Source organism: Marinobacter nanhaiticus D15-8W (assembly GCF_036511935.1).
Classification (GTDB): domain Bacteria; phylum Pseudomonadota; class Gammaproteobacteria; order Pseudomonadales; family Oleiphilaceae; genus Marinobacter_A; species Marinobacter_A nanhaiticus.
This window is the reverse complement of record NZ_AP028878.1, coordinates 2,144,298-2,158,747: the sequence shown is the minus strand read 5'-3', so window position 1 is coordinate 2,158,747 and position 14,450 is coordinate 2,144,298. Positions and strand designations below refer to the sequence as shown.

General features: G+C 57.6%; 15 protein-coding genes. 6 read left to right on the top strand and 9 right to left on the bottom strand.

Annotation, left to right across the window (positions count from 1 at the left end):
- The first annotated feature begins 55 nt into the window (after positions 1-55).
- Entirely contained in the window at positions 56-1,018 is a 963-nt protein-coding gene (locus tag RE428_RS09700) for a zinc ABC transporter substrate-binding protein (protein WP_004581806.1), read from the top strand.
- On the opposite strand, the gene RE428_RS09695 is transcribed toward RE428_RS09700, so the two are convergent.
- Positions 995-1,909 (bottom strand): AEC family transporter, encoded by a 915-nt coding sequence (locus RE428_RS09695; protein WP_004581805.1) that lies wholly within the window; start codon positions 1,907-1,909, stop codon positions 995-997. The two genes, RE428_RS09700 and RE428_RS09695, sit on opposite strands and share 24 nt — an antisense overlap.
- A 214-nt stretch (positions 1,910-2,123) precedes the next feature.
- On the opposite strand from RE428_RS09695, the gene dusA reads away from it, so the two are divergent.
- From dusA to RE428_RS09670, 5 genes are all read left to right on the top strand, one after another.
- Complete coding sequence (dusA, locus tag RE428_RS09690) at positions 2,124-3,158, top strand: tRNA dihydrouridine(20/20a) synthase DusA (RefSeq protein ID WP_004581804.1); 1,035 nt, start codon at positions 2,124-2,126, stop codon at positions 3,156-3,158.
- Positions 3,159-3,348: 190 nt separating this feature from the next.
- Entirely contained in the window at positions 3,349-4,311 is a 963-nt protein-coding gene (tal, locus tag RE428_RS09685) for a transaldolase (RefSeq protein WP_004581803.1), read from the top strand.
- 2 nt (positions 4,312-4,313) lie between these two features.
- On the top strand, positions 4,314-4,769 hold the full coding sequence (locus RE428_RS09680; protein ID WP_004581802.1) for a tellurite resistance TerB family protein: 456 nt from the start codon (positions 4,314-4,316) through the stop codon (positions 4,767-4,769).
- Positions 4,770-4,779: 10 nt separating this feature from the next.
- A complete protein-coding gene (locus RE428_RS09675) occupies positions 4,780-5,886 on the top strand; it encodes a phospho-2-dehydro-3-deoxyheptonate aldolase (protein ID WP_004581801.1) in 1,107 nt (368 codons plus the stop codon).
- A gap of 92 nt (positions 5,887-5,978) precedes the next feature.
- Positions 5,979-6,770 (top strand): glycerophosphodiester phosphodiesterase, encoded by a 792-nt coding sequence (locus RE428_RS09670; protein WP_004581800.1) that lies wholly within the window; start codon positions 5,979-5,981, stop codon positions 6,768-6,770.
- A gap of 292 nt (positions 6,771-7,062) precedes the next feature.
- Here the strand turns inward: RE428_RS09670 and sthA are convergent, their stop codons facing one another.
- The 8 genes from sthA to RE428_RS09630 form a co-directional block, all read right to left on the bottom strand.
- Positions 7,063-8,454: a Si-specific NAD(P)(+) transhydrogenase gene (gene sthA, locus RE428_RS09665; RefSeq protein ID WP_004581799.1), complete on the bottom strand. Its 1,392-nt coding sequence runs from the start codon at positions 8,452-8,454 to the stop codon at positions 7,063-7,065.
- A gap of 149 nt (positions 8,455-8,603) precedes the next feature.
- Positions 8,604-8,852, bottom strand: a complete 249-nt coding sequence (gene nqrM / locus RE428_RS09660; protein WP_004581798.1) for a (Na+)-NQR maturation NqrM — start codon at positions 8,850-8,852, stop codon at positions 8,604-8,606.
- Positions 8,853-8,863: 11 nt separating this feature from the next.
- Positions 8,864-9,883, bottom strand: a complete 1,020-nt coding sequence (locus RE428_RS09655) for an FAD:protein FMN transferase (RefSeq protein ID WP_004581797.1) — start codon at positions 9,881-9,883, stop codon at positions 8,864-8,866.
- Positions 9,884-9,904: 21 nt separating this feature from the next.
- Positions 9,905-11,131 (bottom strand): NADH:ubiquinone reductase (Na(+)-transporting) subunit F, encoded by a 1,227-nt coding sequence (gene nqrF / locus RE428_RS09650; protein WP_004581796.1) that lies wholly within the window; start codon positions 11,129-11,131, stop codon positions 9,905-9,907.
- A 39-nt stretch (positions 11,132-11,170) separates the two neighbouring features.
- Entirely contained in the window at positions 11,171-11,779 is a 609-nt protein-coding gene (nqrE, locus tag RE428_RS09645) for an NADH:ubiquinone reductase (Na(+)-transporting) subunit E (protein WP_004581795.1), read from the bottom strand.
- Positions 11,779-12,444 carry an NADH:ubiquinone reductase (Na(+)-transporting) subunit D gene (locus tag RE428_RS09640; RefSeq protein ID WP_004581794.1) on the bottom strand — a complete coding sequence of 222 codons (666 nt, stop codon included), beginning with the start codon at positions 12,442-12,444 and terminating at the stop codon, positions 11,779-11,781. Before RE428_RS09640 ends, nqrE begins: the two co-directional genes overlap by 1 nt.
- A 2-nt stretch (positions 12,445-12,446) precedes the next feature.
- Positions 12,447-13,250 (bottom strand): Na(+)-translocating NADH-quinone reductase subunit C, encoded by an 804-nt coding sequence (locus RE428_RS09635; RefSeq protein WP_004581793.1) that lies wholly within the window; start codon positions 13,248-13,250, stop codon positions 12,447-12,449.
- Complete coding sequence (locus RE428_RS09630) at positions 13,243-14,448, bottom strand: NADH:ubiquinone reductase (Na(+)-transporting) subunit B (protein WP_004581792.1); 1,206 nt, start codon at positions 14,446-14,448, stop codon at positions 13,243-13,245. Before RE428_RS09630 ends, RE428_RS09635 begins: the two co-directional genes overlap by 8 nt.
- Positions 14,449-14,450 lie beyond the last annotated feature (2 nt).

Below are 14,450 nucleotides of genomic sequence, written 5' to 3'. Positions count from 1 at the left end.
TACATTTTAGCTGTTACATTATAACATTTCGAAAAATTCAAGTCGGAACCCTATCATGCAAAACCGTTTTTTGCCGTTCATCGCGGCTGCCTGCCTGATTGCCGTCGCGCCCCTCTCTGCTGCAGATGAGCCATTGCGCATTGTCACGTCCATCAAACCGCTGTCCTTGCTGGCCCGGGCCATTGCACCGGAGGACACCCAAATCACGACGCTCATCCCCGCTGGCGCCAGTCCGCATACCTACCAGTTACGCCCCTCGGACCGCCGCGCCCTTGCCGAGGCCGACCTGATCCTCTGGGTTGGTCCATCCATGGAAACCTTCATGCAGCGACTGCTGGAAAACCCCGAACTGGCACCCCGCACCCAATCGCTGATGCCCACGGAAGAGGCTCAGATAGCTCATGAGCACGAACACGAACATGCCCACGCTGAAGAAGTTGGTCATGAGGAGCACCCAGGCCACGACCATGGCGACGGCCACCATCACGATGGCGTCGACCCTCACGTATGGCTGGATCCCGCGCTGGCCCTACTGATGACGCACACCATTGGTGACCGGCTGGCAAAGCTGGCACCCAACCAACATGACGTTATCGAACGCCGCCTGAAGCAGCTGGAGCATGCGTTGCACGCCCAGGATGAGCAACTGCGCCCGAGCCTGGCGCGACTGGAAGGCATCGACATCTTCACCTACCACGATGCCTTCGGCCGCTTTGCCGAACACTACGGCATACACCTCGCCGGCGCACTGACTCCCAGTCCGGAGCAGACGCCCGGCGCGAGGCACATCAATGCGATTCAGCAAAAGCTGCGCGGTGCGAATCACCCGTGCCTGCTGACCGAGCCGCAGTTCAACCGCGACTGGTGGCAAAGCCTCACAGAAGACGTCGGCCTGACTATTAGCACGTGGGACCCGCTGGCCTCGGAGATTCCGGAAACGCCCGACGGCTACGTGAAATTCCAACAGTCGCTGGCCGACGCCGCCCTGACCTGTCTACCCGAGCAAGCTCAGCATTAAGGGCATCGTGACGATGGCCAGCAAAGTCTGGCCGCTGATGATGCCCGCCATCAATGGCGCGTCACCACCCAGTTGGCGCGCCAGGATGTAAGCTGACGATGCGGTCGGAAGCGCAGCGAGTAGGACAGCCACCTGCAACAAGAGCCCTTCCACCCCTACCAGCCATGCGAGGCCAGCTGCGATAAACGGAAATGCCAGCAATTTCAGAGATGTCGCTACCAGGAATGGGCCCGATGCGCTACGTAATCCTTTGAGCTGCAGCCCGGCTCCAACCGTCAGCAGCCCCAGCGGCAACGCCATATCTGAGAGAGGCTCCAGGAAGCGCGCCATGATCGGGTGAAAGCCGATGCCGATATAACCCCACACGGCGCCCGACACGGAACCAATAATCAACGGGTTGGTGGCAATGGCCTTGAAAGTCGGCCCCAGCCTTATCGGGCCCTGCCCAACGACAATCGCAAACATCACGATACAGAGCAGGTTGAGCATCGGCACGTTGATCGCCACGGCCACGGCAAACAGAGAGAGACCATCGTCACCCATAAGCAAACCAGCAGCCGCCAGGCCGACAAACGTATTGAAGCGTATCGCGCCCTGGTAAACGGAACTGAATACCGCACCCGGCCAGCGCATCGCCACTTGCAGGACGGCGAGCAACACCGTCATCGTCAGCCCCATGCCGATGACGATCAGCGCAACATCGCCATAGGCCGAGGAAGGAATCTGGGCGCTGCCCAACTTATAGAGCAGCATCGGTGGGAACAACACGTAGTAGGTAAAGCGCTCGGCCATGGGCCAGAAGCCATCTCCAGGGAACTGCATGCGGCGCAGGAACTGACCCAGCAGGATCAAGCCGAAAACCGGCACCAGGGCCTGTATCAGTACATCCACCGACTCTACTCCTTTCGCCGAAACCCGACCGGGCCGAAGTCGCCATTCGCAACCCGCTGAAAAATGGCAGTTTACCAGCTCTATCTGAATTAAGCTGGTTCGTTGGGCGGGAGGTTGGCTCAATTTTTATTCATCTGACAACACGTTATAATCCCTCGCCCAATCTCATCGATAACCCGTCTCGTTATATCAGGGCAAAAACACAGGCGTTTAGATGACTCCGACGACGACCGCTACAACCTCCAGTTCACTCAATCGGCGCTTCTCCGTGGCACCGATGATGGATTGGACCACCTCAGCGTACCGTTATTTCGCACGCCTGCTATCCCGGCGCGCCCTGCTATATACCGAGATGGTCACCACCGGAGCACTGATTCACGGCGATACCCAGCGTTTCCTGCGCCATCATGAAGCCGAGTACCCGCTGGCCCTGCAACTGGGCGGAAGCAACGCCTCCGAACTGGCTACCTGTGCGCGCCTGGCCGAGGACAACGGCTTCGACGAGGTCAACCTGAACGTCGGCTGCCCCAGCGACCGGGTACAGAACAACATGATCGGCGCCTGCCTGATGGAGCATCCGAAAACCGTTGCGGAAGGCGTCGCCGCCATGCGCGCGGCCACGGAACTACCGGTCACCGTCAAGCACCGTATCGGTATCAATGGCCGGGAATCCTTTGATCAGCTTTGCGAGTTCATCGAGACGGTCGCCGCAGCCGGATGCACCACGTTTATAGTCCACGCCCGGATTGCCGTCCTCGAAGGCCTCAGCCCGAAGGAAAACCGTGATATACCGCCGTTGAAGTACGATTGGGTCTACGACCTGAAGCGGCGCTATCCCCATCTGGAAATCATCATCAACGGCGGCATCAAGACTCTCGGAGAATGCCGTAGCCACCTTGAGCACGTAGACGGCGTGATGATCGGCCGCGAGGCTTACCAGAATCCCTGGATGCTCGCCCAAGTGGACGCCGAGCTCTATGGCGAGACCTCCATCGCGCAGAGCCGTCACGATGTCCTGCGCGCCATGCTGCCCTACATACAGTCAGAGCTAGACCGTGGCGTCTACCTGAGCCATATCAGCCGCCATGTTATGGGCCTGTTCCATGGCTGCAAGGGCGGACGCCAGTTCCGTCGCCATATCAGCGAGAACGCTCACCGCCCGGGATCTGGCGTCGAGGTCATCGAGCAGGCTATGGCGAAGGTGCCCGAAGACCACCCCGAAACAACCCCGCTCCTGGCGAGCGCATAAGGGACGCGGCTGAAGGATCGACTTCTCACCCAGCGCCAGATGCTTGTGACAGGCGCTTAACAGGCCACCCCGCCTCTTGTTCCGCTGCTGGCAGATCGCTATTGTAGGTTTAATTCAAGGTTCCTTGCCTTACCGAAAGGACGCAGCGCCTGCTGTGCCCGCGCAACTACAATCAGGACGATTTGTACCCATGAGTAAACTCGATCAGCTCAAAGCCATGACCACGGTGGTCGCCGATACCGGTGACCTGGAAGCCATAAAACAGTGGCGTCCGGTCGATGCGACCACAAACCCGTCACTGCTGCTCAAAGCTGCCGATCTGCCTGCATACCGCCCAATGCTCGACGCCGCCATTAACTACGCGCAGAGCCAACACGGTTCAGAAGCTGATCAACTGGGCATCGCCACCGATTATCTTGGGGTGCTGGCTGGCCAACAGATCCTGGAACTGATCCCCGGTGTGGTGTCCACCGAAGTGGATGCGCGCCTGTCTTTCGATACCGAAGGCACTGTGACCAAGGCGCGGCGCCTGGTGGAGCTTTACGACAGTATCGGCGTACCCACCAACCGGGTGCTGATCAAAATCGCTTCCACTTGGGAAGGCATCCGCGCCGCCGAGATCCTCGAGAAAGAAGGCATACGCTGCAACCTGACCCTACTCTTCTCATTTGCCCAGGCCGCCGCCTGTGCAGAAGCAGGCGCCTTCCTGATCTCGCCGTTCGTCGGGCGTATACTGGACTGGAACCTGAAAGCTACCGGAAAGACAGCCTACGCGCCTCACGAAGACCCCGGCGTACTCTCGGTTACCCGGATCTACAACTACTTCAAGGGCAACGGTTACGATACCGTCGTCATGGGCGCAAGCTTCCGCAACGCTGGTGAAATCGAGCAATTGGCCGGTTGCGATCGCCTCACTATCAGCCCGGCCCTGCTGGAAACCCTGCAGAATGACGAAGGCAAACTGCCCCGTATCCTGTCACCGGAAACAACAGGTAAGGTGGAATCACGTATCAGCCTGCAGGAAAACGACTTCCGCTGGTTGATGAACGAAGACGCCATGGCCACGGAGAAACTGGCCGAGGGTATCCGTAAATTCGCTGCCGACCAGATCGAACTGGAACAGAGGGTCCGGCAGTTAGCCCGAGCAGCCTGAGCATGATCGAAGCCTTGAAGAAACTGTTCTCCGGTGACGCTGAAGGCGTACCGGAGAAAAATGATCCGAAACAACTGGCCGTTGCAGCAACCGCCCTGATGGTCCAGCTCGCACGGGTGGACCAGTACGAAGACGATGTGGAAATGAGCATGATCGTCGATTGCGCGATCCGCTCCCAGGAAATCACTCGGGAGGAAGCCACCGCGATCCTGGCGGACGCCCGCGCCCATGCCGAAGATGCAACGTCGCTCTATGAGTTCACCGAGCAGCTCAACGCCCGGCTCGACCAGGCGGGAAAGGCCGAAATTCTGGAAAGCATCTGGCGCGTGGCCTTCGCCGACGGCCGTATCGACAAGTATGAGGAACACCTGGTCCGGCGTATCGCCGACCTGCTGCACCTCAACCACCGCGAATATATGGAATGCCGACATCGGGCCGAGAAGGCGATGTCGTCCTGAAGGAGACGCCATGCTTGCCATCCTTTACCCTGACACGCCGTTGGATAGCGACGCCTATCGCGACACCCTCTCCTTCCTGGAAAACCTGCCGGGTGTCTCGGTAAGGATTCATGAGGTCCAGGGTGCGCAGCAAAAGCTGACGGAGCTCTATTTGCTCGGGGACACCAAATCCCTCAACAAGGAAGAAATCGAGGCCCTGCCAGCGGTCGAGCGCGCGATCCGGATTTCCGATGAATACCGCATTCTTGGACGCCACCGGGATGACCGACGTCAAACCGGCTTCAGCTATAACGATGTGCATTTCGACCAGGATAACCTGAACGTCTTTGCCGGTCTGTGCGCCGTCGACACGCCGGAACACGTTGAAATCATGATGAAGTCACTGGCCGACCATGGCCAGACCTGCACCCGCATGGGCGCCTATAAGCCGCGGACCAACCCCTACTCGTTCCAGGGCCACGGCGAGGCCTGCCTGCCCTACGTGTTTGAACTGGCCGGCAAGTACGGCATCCGGGTGATTGCCATGGAAATCACCCACGAGAGCCATATCGAGGAAATCGATACCTGCCTGGAACAACTCGGCCGACCGACTGGTGTCATGCTTCAGGTGGGTACCCGCAATACGCAGAATTTCGAGCTGCTCAAGGCCATCGGTCGTCAGAAAGAATATCCAGTGCTACTTAAGCGCGGCTTTGGCATTACCCTGAACGAGTCGCTCAACGCTGCGGAATACCTGGCGAGCGAGGGCAACGCCAATGTGATTTTCTGTTTGCGCGGAATGAAGACCGAAGCAGGACAGCCGCACCGCAACATGGTGGACTTCGCCCACGTACCGGCCGTAAAGCGTCTGACCCGCATGCCCGTATGCATTGACCCTTCCCATTCCGTGGGCAGCCGTGACAGCTCGCCGGATGGTATTCCGGATGTGATGCACGCTACGGCCCAAGGGATTGTCGCGGGCGCAAACATGGTCCTGGTGGATTTTCACCCCAGACCGGAGAAAGCACTGGTGGACGGCCCCCAGGCGCTGACCATGGAAGAGCTCCCAGCCTTTCTCGACGATGTAGCCCTATGCCATGAATTATGGAAGAAGCGGCGCGAGCTTTACCGTCGCTGATTCCAACCTCCATATGCAGTAACCCCGGGATGCCAAGTATTGGCGATTTCGGTTTATGTCTGTGCGTCAACAGCTTGAGAGACTCTCGCACAATGATTATCTACGGTCACCGCGGTGCAAAGGGAGAAGCGCCGGAAAACACACTCCCAGGCTTCAAACACGCTTACAAGCATGGTATCCGGCATTTCGAGATGGATATCCTGCTGTCTGCCAACGGCGAGCCGGTGGTTATCCACGATACGACGACAGACCGGACCACCGGCGTTGAAGGCAAGGTGGGCGAATTAACTACCGAAGCCCTGTCACAACTGGACGCCAGGCACAACACGGTGCCCTGGCACCAGCCCTGCAGCATCCCCACGCTGAGGCAGGTGCTCGATACCTGCCCCGACTTTGCTCACATGCAATTCGAGGTTAAAACCGACGAACGCCAGCGCATGAACGTGCTGTGCAATCGCCTGGCGGAGCTGATCCAGAAGAATCACTGGTACGACCGCGCCGCGCTGACATCGTCCAATACCTGGTTCCTGCGGGAGGTCAAACGGCGTGACCACAATATCCGTACCGGTCTGGTCTTCGACAAGCGCTTCCCCAACCCGGTCAAGAACGCCAAGCGCCTGGGTTGCGACTATCTCTGCCTGAACGCAAGGCTATGCTCTACGGCGGTGGTCGAGGCCGCACACAAAGAAGGCCTGCACGTCTCCGTCTGGACGGTTAACCGTATCCAGGACATGCTGGATCTGGAAAAAATGGGTATCGACAGCATCATTACAGACTTCCCCACCAGCACGCTGATGTACTTTGAGAATCGCGCCGCTAATGCTATTTCCCGGCTGCCCAGGCGCGTGGAGAAAGATCCGGAAACCCTGGCGGGGACCACTTGATCGTGTATACAGACCATGAGGAAAAGAGTCTTCGTGAATTAGCGTGAGAGGAAGGTGCCACCTGTGACGGCAAAGTCCATGGGCGCCTTCAGCGCCTCAGAAGCTAAAGCGTCTGCTACATACTCGAGTTAACTAGAAAATGTAGCCGACGCTTCAGCTTCGGAGCAGCCTGCAAGGCTGCCTATTGTGCCTATCAAGACCGTCAGGAGGGCTTCCCTGCTAAAGTGCGATGAATACTAAAAAGCCGGCGGATGAGTATCCTGCCGGCTTTTTTGTAGTGCTTGACGCGTAATCAGAAGATACGATTCAAACCGTTCAGTGCAGCCACCCGGTAGGCTTCCGCCATGGTCGGATAGTTGAAAGTGGTATTGATAAAGTAGTTGAGGGAGTTGGCCTCACCTTCCTGATTCATGATTGCCTGACCAATATGTACGATCTCTGCCGCTTGGTCACCGAAACAGTGGATACCCAGGATCTCCCGACTCTCGCGGTGGAACAGAATCTTCAGCATACCCACGGCTTCACCAGTGATCTGAGCGCGTGCCAGATCCTTGAAGAACGCCTGCCCGACTTCATACGGAACCTTCGCCTCCGTCAGTTCCCGCTCGGTCTTACCCACGGAACTGATTTCAGGAATGGTGTAGATGCCGGTGGGCACGTCCGAAACGAAGCGGAAGTGCTCGTCCCCAATCAGGTCGGAGGATACCGAGCGTCCCTGGTCATACGCCGCGCTCGCCAGGCTGGGCCAGCCAATCACATCTCCGGCGGCATAAATATGCGGAATCGCGGTACGGTAATGCTCGTCCACCGACAGCTGACCACGGGTATTGGGCTCCAGGCCGATATTCTCCAAACCCAGTTTGTCGGTGTTGCCGGTTCGACCGTTACACCACAGGAACGCATCTGCGCGAATTTTCTTGCCTGACTGCAGCGTCAGGATGACGCCATGGTCATCACCCTCGACCGATTCATATTGCTCGTTGTGCCGCACCAGAACGCCATTATTGCGCAGGTGATAACTCAACGCATCGGAGATTTCATCGTCGAGGAAGGTCAGCAAGCGGCTGCCCGGATTGATCAGGTCCACCTTGACTCCGAGTCCCGCGAAGATCGACGCATATTCGCAGCCAATTACCCCTGCGCCGTAGATTACCAGGGTGCGCGGCGTGTGGGAGAGCTTGAGAATGGAGTCACTGTTGTAGACGCGATGGTGGCGGAAGTTCACATCGGGCGGAAGGTAAGGGCGTGACCCCGTAGCGATGACCACCGATTTGGCATTGAGGATCTCCTCCCCTTTCCCACCGCGCACTTCAATACGATGCTCGTCGAGGAAATAGGCCCTGCCGTTGAACAGGTCGACCCGATTACGGGCATAGAATTGTGTGCGCAGCTTGACCTGCTTGCCCATGACTTTCTCGGCATTCTGCAGGACGCGCGGGAAAGAAAACCAGCGCGGCTCGCCAATGTCCCGGAACATCACGTTGGTGTTGAAGGTAATGATCTGTTTGACTGAGTGACGCAGCGCCTTGGACGGGATGGTTCCCCAGTGGGTGCAGTTACCGCCGACGGTGGGTTTATCCTCAACGATAGCGACACGCTTGCCATGCTTTGTCGCGTTCATCGCCGCACCCTCGCCGGAAGGACCGGCGCCGATAACGACGACGTCGTAGTGATGCTCTGCCATAGGCGCAGTAACTCCTTATTCCGTCGTGTTAGTTGATGTGGTGTTTGGCGCTGGCCCGGGCAGGTAGGCTGGACTGCCAGTTACCCAACCTGGAAACACAAACAACCCGCGCATGTAGCGGGTGCGCGGGCTTTTAACGAGACGAGAACCTAGTGCGGTTTCGACTCTGTTGCATCATAGCTGAGCGCTTCTGCGCGGGAGGCCTCGGTTGCAGTACGCTCGTTCTCTTCGTCGCACTTGTTGCGGTCGCCACCGCAGATTTCACAGGCCCCGCTTATACCCAGCGCACCGATACCGCCACAGGTACCGCTGATGGGCTTGCGACCCATAATGACACCGATGGACATGCCCGCAAGCAGTATCCCGAAAATGGCCAATACCAGGAGAAAAGTACCCATCGTACCCTCCGTCAGTCGATCAGAAAGGACGAAAACGCGGGTGTGTACTTGGTTTCAAACCCGCTTTCGGCCCGATAGATAAAGTATGCGGCGATGTCGTGTTGGACTGCAAATGCATAGCCCCGTTCCTCGCCCATGACATTCAGGGCGGTTGCCATGGCATCTGCCGTCATACAGTCTTCGGTGATCACCGAAACCGATGCCAGCCGATGGCCGATCGGATGCCCCGTCGCCGGATCGATCGTATGCGAATACCGTTTTCCGTCGGCCTCGTAATAGTTACGGTAATCGCCTGAGGTCGCCATCGCGCGGTTTTCCAGCGCCACGACCTGCTGCACCGTACGTTCCCGGGATACCGGCTTTTCGATGGCCAGTCGCCAGACCTCGCCGTCAGGCTTACGTCCGTGGGCGTTCACTTCGCCGCCGATCTCGACCAGATATGCCTCAACTCCGGCGTCCGCCAGATATCTGGCTACAGCATCCACCGCATAGCCCTTGGCAATAGCAGACAGGTCGAGATAAAGCGGAAAGTCGGAGCGAATAGTCTTATCCCCGGCATTCAGCTCAAGCTTCTCGTACCCCGTGTCAGCCATACGCTGGGCCAGCACATCGTCCGTCGGCACCTGGTCGGGGCGTGCCTCTGGCCCGAATCCCCAAAGATTGACCACAGGTCCTACGGTGATGTCGAAAGCTCCTTCGCTTAACCTGCTGACGCGCTGCGCCTCTGTAAGCACTTCAAACAGCGGGTCGGATACCGGAAACCACTCCCCTTTCCGCTCTTGGCGGTTGAAACGGGACAGTTCGGAGTCTTCCCGCCAGGTCGACATCGCCGCGTCCACGTCTTCCAGAACGCCGGTGATCCCTCCAGCCAGATTTTCCAGACGCCCTTCATCGTCGGTCAATGCGACCTTGATATGATATTGGGTTCCGAAAACCGGGCCACTTATTTCCCAAATTTCACGGTCAGGCTCAAACGAACAGCCCGCCAGGGCGGCGCTGCAAAGCAGCGCCACCAAGGCGGGCCAGATCATGCTGGATTTCATGCAGTCGTATTAACCCCCGAAATCGTCCAGCATGATGTTTTCGTCCTCGACACCCAGGTCCTTCAGCATCTTGATGACGGACGCGTTCATAATGGGGGGCCCACACATGTAGTACTCACAGTCCTCAGGTGCGGGATGGTCCTTGAGGTAGTTTTCGTACAGAACGTTGTGGATGAAGCCTGTCGGGCCTTCCCAGTTGTCCGTCGGTAGTGCGTCGGACAGCGCCACATGCCATTCGAAGTTGTCGTTTTCCTCCGCCAGCTGGTTGAAGTCCTCGACATAAAACATTTCACGGACACTGCGTGCGCCGTACCAGAAGCTGATCTTGCGCTTGGAGTTCAGTCGCTTCAACTGGTCGAAAATGTGGGAGCGCATGGGTGCCATGCCCGCACCACCGCCAATGAACACCATTTCCGCTTCGGTTTTCTTGGCGAAGAACTCACCAAACGGACCGAATACCGTGACCTTATCACCCGGCTTAAGATTGAAAACATAAGTGGACATGAGGCCCGGCGGGTGCTCAGTACCCGGCGGCGGTGTAGCGATACGGATGTTGAACTTGAGGACACCCTTCTCTTCCGGGTAGTTCGCCATGGAATAGGCACGGATGACCTCTTCCTTGTTAATGGCCTTGTAGCGCCAGATATCGTGCTTGTCCCAATCCTCGTGGAACTCCTCCTCGATATCGAAATTCTTGAAGTCGATCTCGTAGGGAGGACATTCGAGCTGGACGTAGCCGCCGGCTCGGAAGTCGACTTCCTCACCTTCGGGCAGCTTCAGCACCAGTTCCTTGATGAAGGTGGCCACGTTGTGGTTCGACACCACTTCGCATTCCCATTTCTTCACACCGAAAAACTCTTCCGGCACTTCGATCTTCATGTCCTGTTTTACAGGGACCTGGCAGGACAGGCGCCAGCCTTCACGCTCTTCACGGTTGGTGAAATGGGTCTTTTCCGTCGGCAGCATGGAGCCACCACCGTCAAGCACCTTGCACTTGCATTGCGCGCAGGTACCGCCCCCGCCGCACGCGGAAGACAGGAAGATGCCGTTGCCGGCCAGGGTACCGAGCAGCTTGCCGCCGGCTTCGGTCTTGAGCGTGTGCTCAGGGTCGTCGTTGATCTCGATCGTTACAGCGCCGGTACTGACCAGCTTGGAACGCGCCGCCAGGATAACCGCCACCAGTGCAAGCACGATGACAGTAAACATGACCACGCCGAGAATGATTTCTGTATTCATGGTCTCGCCTTAATCGTTATTAACCGTGTGCCGGATGACTTACAGGGAAATACCGGAAAACGACATGAAGCCCAGCGACATCAGGCCCACCGTGATGAAGGTGATGCCCAGGCCACGCAGGCCCTCGGGTACGTCGCTATACTTCAGTTTTTCACGGATGCCTGCCAGCGCGACAATCGCCAACGCCCAGCCCAGACCGGCGCCGAAGCCGTAAACCAGACTCTCGCCGAAGGTGTAGTCACGCTCGACCATGAACAGTGAGGCACCCATAATGGCGCAGTTCACGGTAATCAATGGCAGGAAAACACCCAAGGCGGCATATAGCGCGGGGATGTACTTGTCCAGGATCATTTCCATGATCTGAACCATCGCGGCGATAACACCGATATAGGTCAGCAGGCCCAGGAAGCTCAGATCCACCTCGGGAAGTCCGGCCCACGACAGCGCACCCTCACGAAGTACGTTGTTGTAGATCAGGTTGTTCACCGGGACGGTCAAGGTCAGCACCACGATAACGGCGATACCGAGACCCAGCGCAGCTTCGATCTTCTTGGAGATGGCCAGGAACGTACACATCCCCAGGAAGAACGCCAGCGCCATGTTTTCAACAAAGACGGCCCTCAGGATAAGGCTGATGTAATGCTCCATCAGAAGGCCTCCTTAACTTTGTGCCGGGACATTTTGTAATCAGGCGCTTCCACCTGGTCCGGTTTCCAGGCACGAAGGCCCCAGATAGACAGACCGATGATAAAGAAGGCACTCGGCGGCAACAGCATGAGACCGTTCGGGACGTACCAGCCACCATCGTTCACCACCGGCATCAGCGCCACGCCGAACAGAGAGCCAGAGCCCAGCAATTCGCGGAAGAATGCAATGACGATCAGCATCACCGAATAGCCCAGACCATTACCGATCCCGTCCAGGAAGCTCAGTAGCGGACCATTCTGCATCGCAAAGCCTTCCGCGCGACCCATGACGATACAGTTGGTGATGATCAGACCAACAAACACCGACAGCTGTTTACTGATCTCGTAGGCATAGGCCTTGAGGATCTGGTCGACCACGATGACCAGCGACGCAATGATCGTCATCTGCACAATGATCCGTATGCTGTTCGGGATTTGCGAACGCACGACGGAAACAAAGAGGTTTGAAAATGCGGTAACCGCAATAACCGAAGCACACATAACCATTGTGACGCTAAGGCTACTGGTCACCGCCAGCGCCGAACAGATCCCCAGGATCTGAAGGGCGATGGGGTTGTTATTGAATATGGGTTCGAAGAGAACCTGCTTTGCACTTACATCCGCCATGGTCAGACCTCCCCTTCGCGAAGCTTGTTGAGGTAGGGCGCGAAGCCACGTTCACTCATCCAGAAGTTAACCAGCTGCTGTACACCACGGCTGGTCAGCGTCGCTCCGGAGAGCGCATCGACCTTGTGTTCAGCATCAGGTGCATTGGGATCGACACCACCCTTGACCAACTGGATCTCGGGCTCTTCCAGGTTTTCGCCGTATACCTTCTTGCCAACCCATTGAGCCTTCCACTTCGGGTTATCGACTTCGCCCCCCAGGCCCGGTGTTTCCGCATGGGCATAGAAACCAAGACCTTCGATGGTATTGGCATCGCCTTCGAGAGAGACAAAGCCGTATAGCGTAGACCACAAGCCGTAGCCGTGAATCGGCAGTACAATGCGCTCGAGCTCACCATTCGTTTGCAGCACGAACACCTTGGCGATGTCGGCCTGGCGCTTGATGCCAGCCTTATCTTCGGAAGACGGAATGTCTTCCGACATTTCGGGATCCGCCGAAGCTCGGTACTGGTCGTAGGCCATAGCGTCATTCAGGCCGATAGATTGCGGGTCGACATATTCGCCAGATTCCAGATTGACCAGCCTGACGTCAAATCGCTGGAATTGCTCCTCGATTTCATCAGCGCTGGCACCTGGCTGCAACATACCGGCTGCGGCCAGGATATTGGTCTTCATGTCGAGGTTACGGTTGGTTATTTGAGCCGGCTTGAGCACAACCGCCGCGGTCGAAACGATGACCGAACAGACGATGCACAGCGCCAGGGCTACGACAACCGTGCGGGAAACGGTTTCCTTCTTCTTAGCCACGGGCGAGCCTCCGTTTGATATTGGCCTGCACGACGAAATGATCCATCAGCGGCGCAAACAGGTTAGCGAACAGGATGGCGAGCATGATGCCTTCCGGGAAGGCCGGGTTGACCACGCGGATGAGCACGGTCATCAAGCCGACGAGGATACCGAAGGCCCACTTGCCGGTGTTGGTCATGGCCGCAGATACAGGATCGGTTGCCATGAACATCATCCCGAAAGCGAATCCACCCATGACCAGGTGCCAATGCGCAGGCACACCGAACATCGGATTGGTTTCCGAACCTATGGCGTTGAGCAGCAAGGTAGTCGCGATCATGCCGATCATTACCCCGCCCACGATGCGGTAGGATGCGATCTTCATGCCCAGAAGGATCAGGCCGCCGATCAGGATGGCCAGCGTGGAGGTTTCACCGATGGACCCCTGGATCGTGCCATAGAAGGCTTGCGCCCAGGTCATGGACTCCCTTACCGCGTCCATACCGCCGGACGCTGCCATGCTCAGAGCCGTTGCGCCACTGAAACCATCAACGGCCGTCCAAATGGTATCGCCAGAGATCTGCGCCGGATAGGCGAAGTAGAGGAACGCACGGCCAGTGAGCGCCGGGTTCAGGAAGTTCTTGCCAGTACCGCCGAACACTTCCTTGCCGATAACGACACCGAAGGTGATACCCAAAGCTACCTGCCACAGTGGAATGGTGGGCGGGCAAATCAGGGCAAAGAGGATGGAGGTCACGAAGAACCCCTCGTTCACCTCGTGACGACGAACCGTCGCGAACAGAACCTCCCAGAAGCCGCCGACAATGAAGGTCACGGCATAAACCGGGATAAAGTAGGCCGCACCGTAGACCAGGTTGTCCCAGATGCTGCCCGGGTCGTTGCCTGCCAGCGCGGAGATGATAGCTGTACGCCAGCCACCATCACCCATCATGGCATCCGGAGTAGCAGCCAGGAATGAATTGGCCTGGTAACCAATGTTCCACATGCCGAAGAACATCGCCGGCCAGACACAGAACCAGACCGTGATCATGATGCGTTTAAGGTCGATACCGTCGCGAACGTGCGACGTCGTGGACGTCACGCTGCTCGGCGAATAGAAAATGGTGTCGACCGCTTCGTAGAGCGCATACCAGCGCTCGTACTTACCACCTTTTTCGAAGTGGTGCTCGATACCGTTGAGGAACTCTCTTAATGCCATGT

Excerpts from the sequence above, each read along its gene's own strand:
- RE428_RS09700 (WP_004581806.1), top strand. The coding sequence starts at position 56 with ATGCAAAACCGTTTTTTGCCGTTCATCGCGGCTGCCTGCCTGATTGCC.
- dusA (WP_004581804.1), top strand. The coding sequence starts at position 2,124 with ATGACTCCGACGACGACCGCTACAACCTCCAGTTCACTCAATCGGCGC.
- tal (WP_004581803.1), top strand. The coding sequence starts at position 3,349 with ATGAGTAAACTCGATCAGCTCAAAGCCATGACCACGGTGGTCGCCGAT.
- RE428_RS09680 (WP_004581802.1), top strand. The coding sequence starts at position 4,314 with ATGATCGAAGCCTTGAAGAAACTGTTCTCCGGTGACGCTGAAGGCGTA.
- RE428_RS09675 (WP_004581801.1), top strand. The coding sequence starts at position 4,780 with ATGCTTGCCATCCTTTACCCTGACACGCCGTTGGATAGCGACGCCTAT.
- RE428_RS09670 (WP_004581800.1), top strand. The coding sequence starts at position 5,979 with ATGATTATCTACGGTCACCGCGGTGCAAAGGGAGAAGCGCCGGAAAAC.
- sthA (WP_004581799.1), bottom strand. The coding sequence starts at position 8,454 with ATGGCAGAGCATCACTACGACGTCGTCGTTATCGGCGCCGGTCCTTCC.
- nqrM (WP_004581798.1), bottom strand. The coding sequence starts at position 8,852 with ATGGGTACTTTTCTCCTGGTATTGGCCATTTTCGGGATACTGCTTGCG.
- RE428_RS09655 (WP_004581797.1), bottom strand. The coding sequence starts at position 9,883 with ATGATCTGGCCCGCCTTGGTGGCGCTGCTTTGCAGCGCCGCCCTGGCG.
- nqrF (WP_004581796.1), bottom strand. The coding sequence starts at position 11,131 with ATGAATACAGAAATCATTCTCGGCGTGGTCATGTTTACTGTCATCGTG.
- nqrE (WP_004581795.1), bottom strand. The coding sequence starts at position 11,779 with ATGGAGCATTACATCAGCCTTATCCTGAGGGCCGTCTTTGTTGAAAAC.
- RE428_RS09640 (WP_004581794.1), bottom strand. The coding sequence starts at position 12,444 with ATGGCGGATGTAAGTGCAAAGCAGGTTCTCTTCGAACCCATATTCAAT.
- RE428_RS09630 (WP_004581792.1), bottom strand. The coding sequence starts at position 14,448 with ATGGCATTAAGAGAGTTCCTCAACGGTATCGAGCACCACTTCGAAAAA.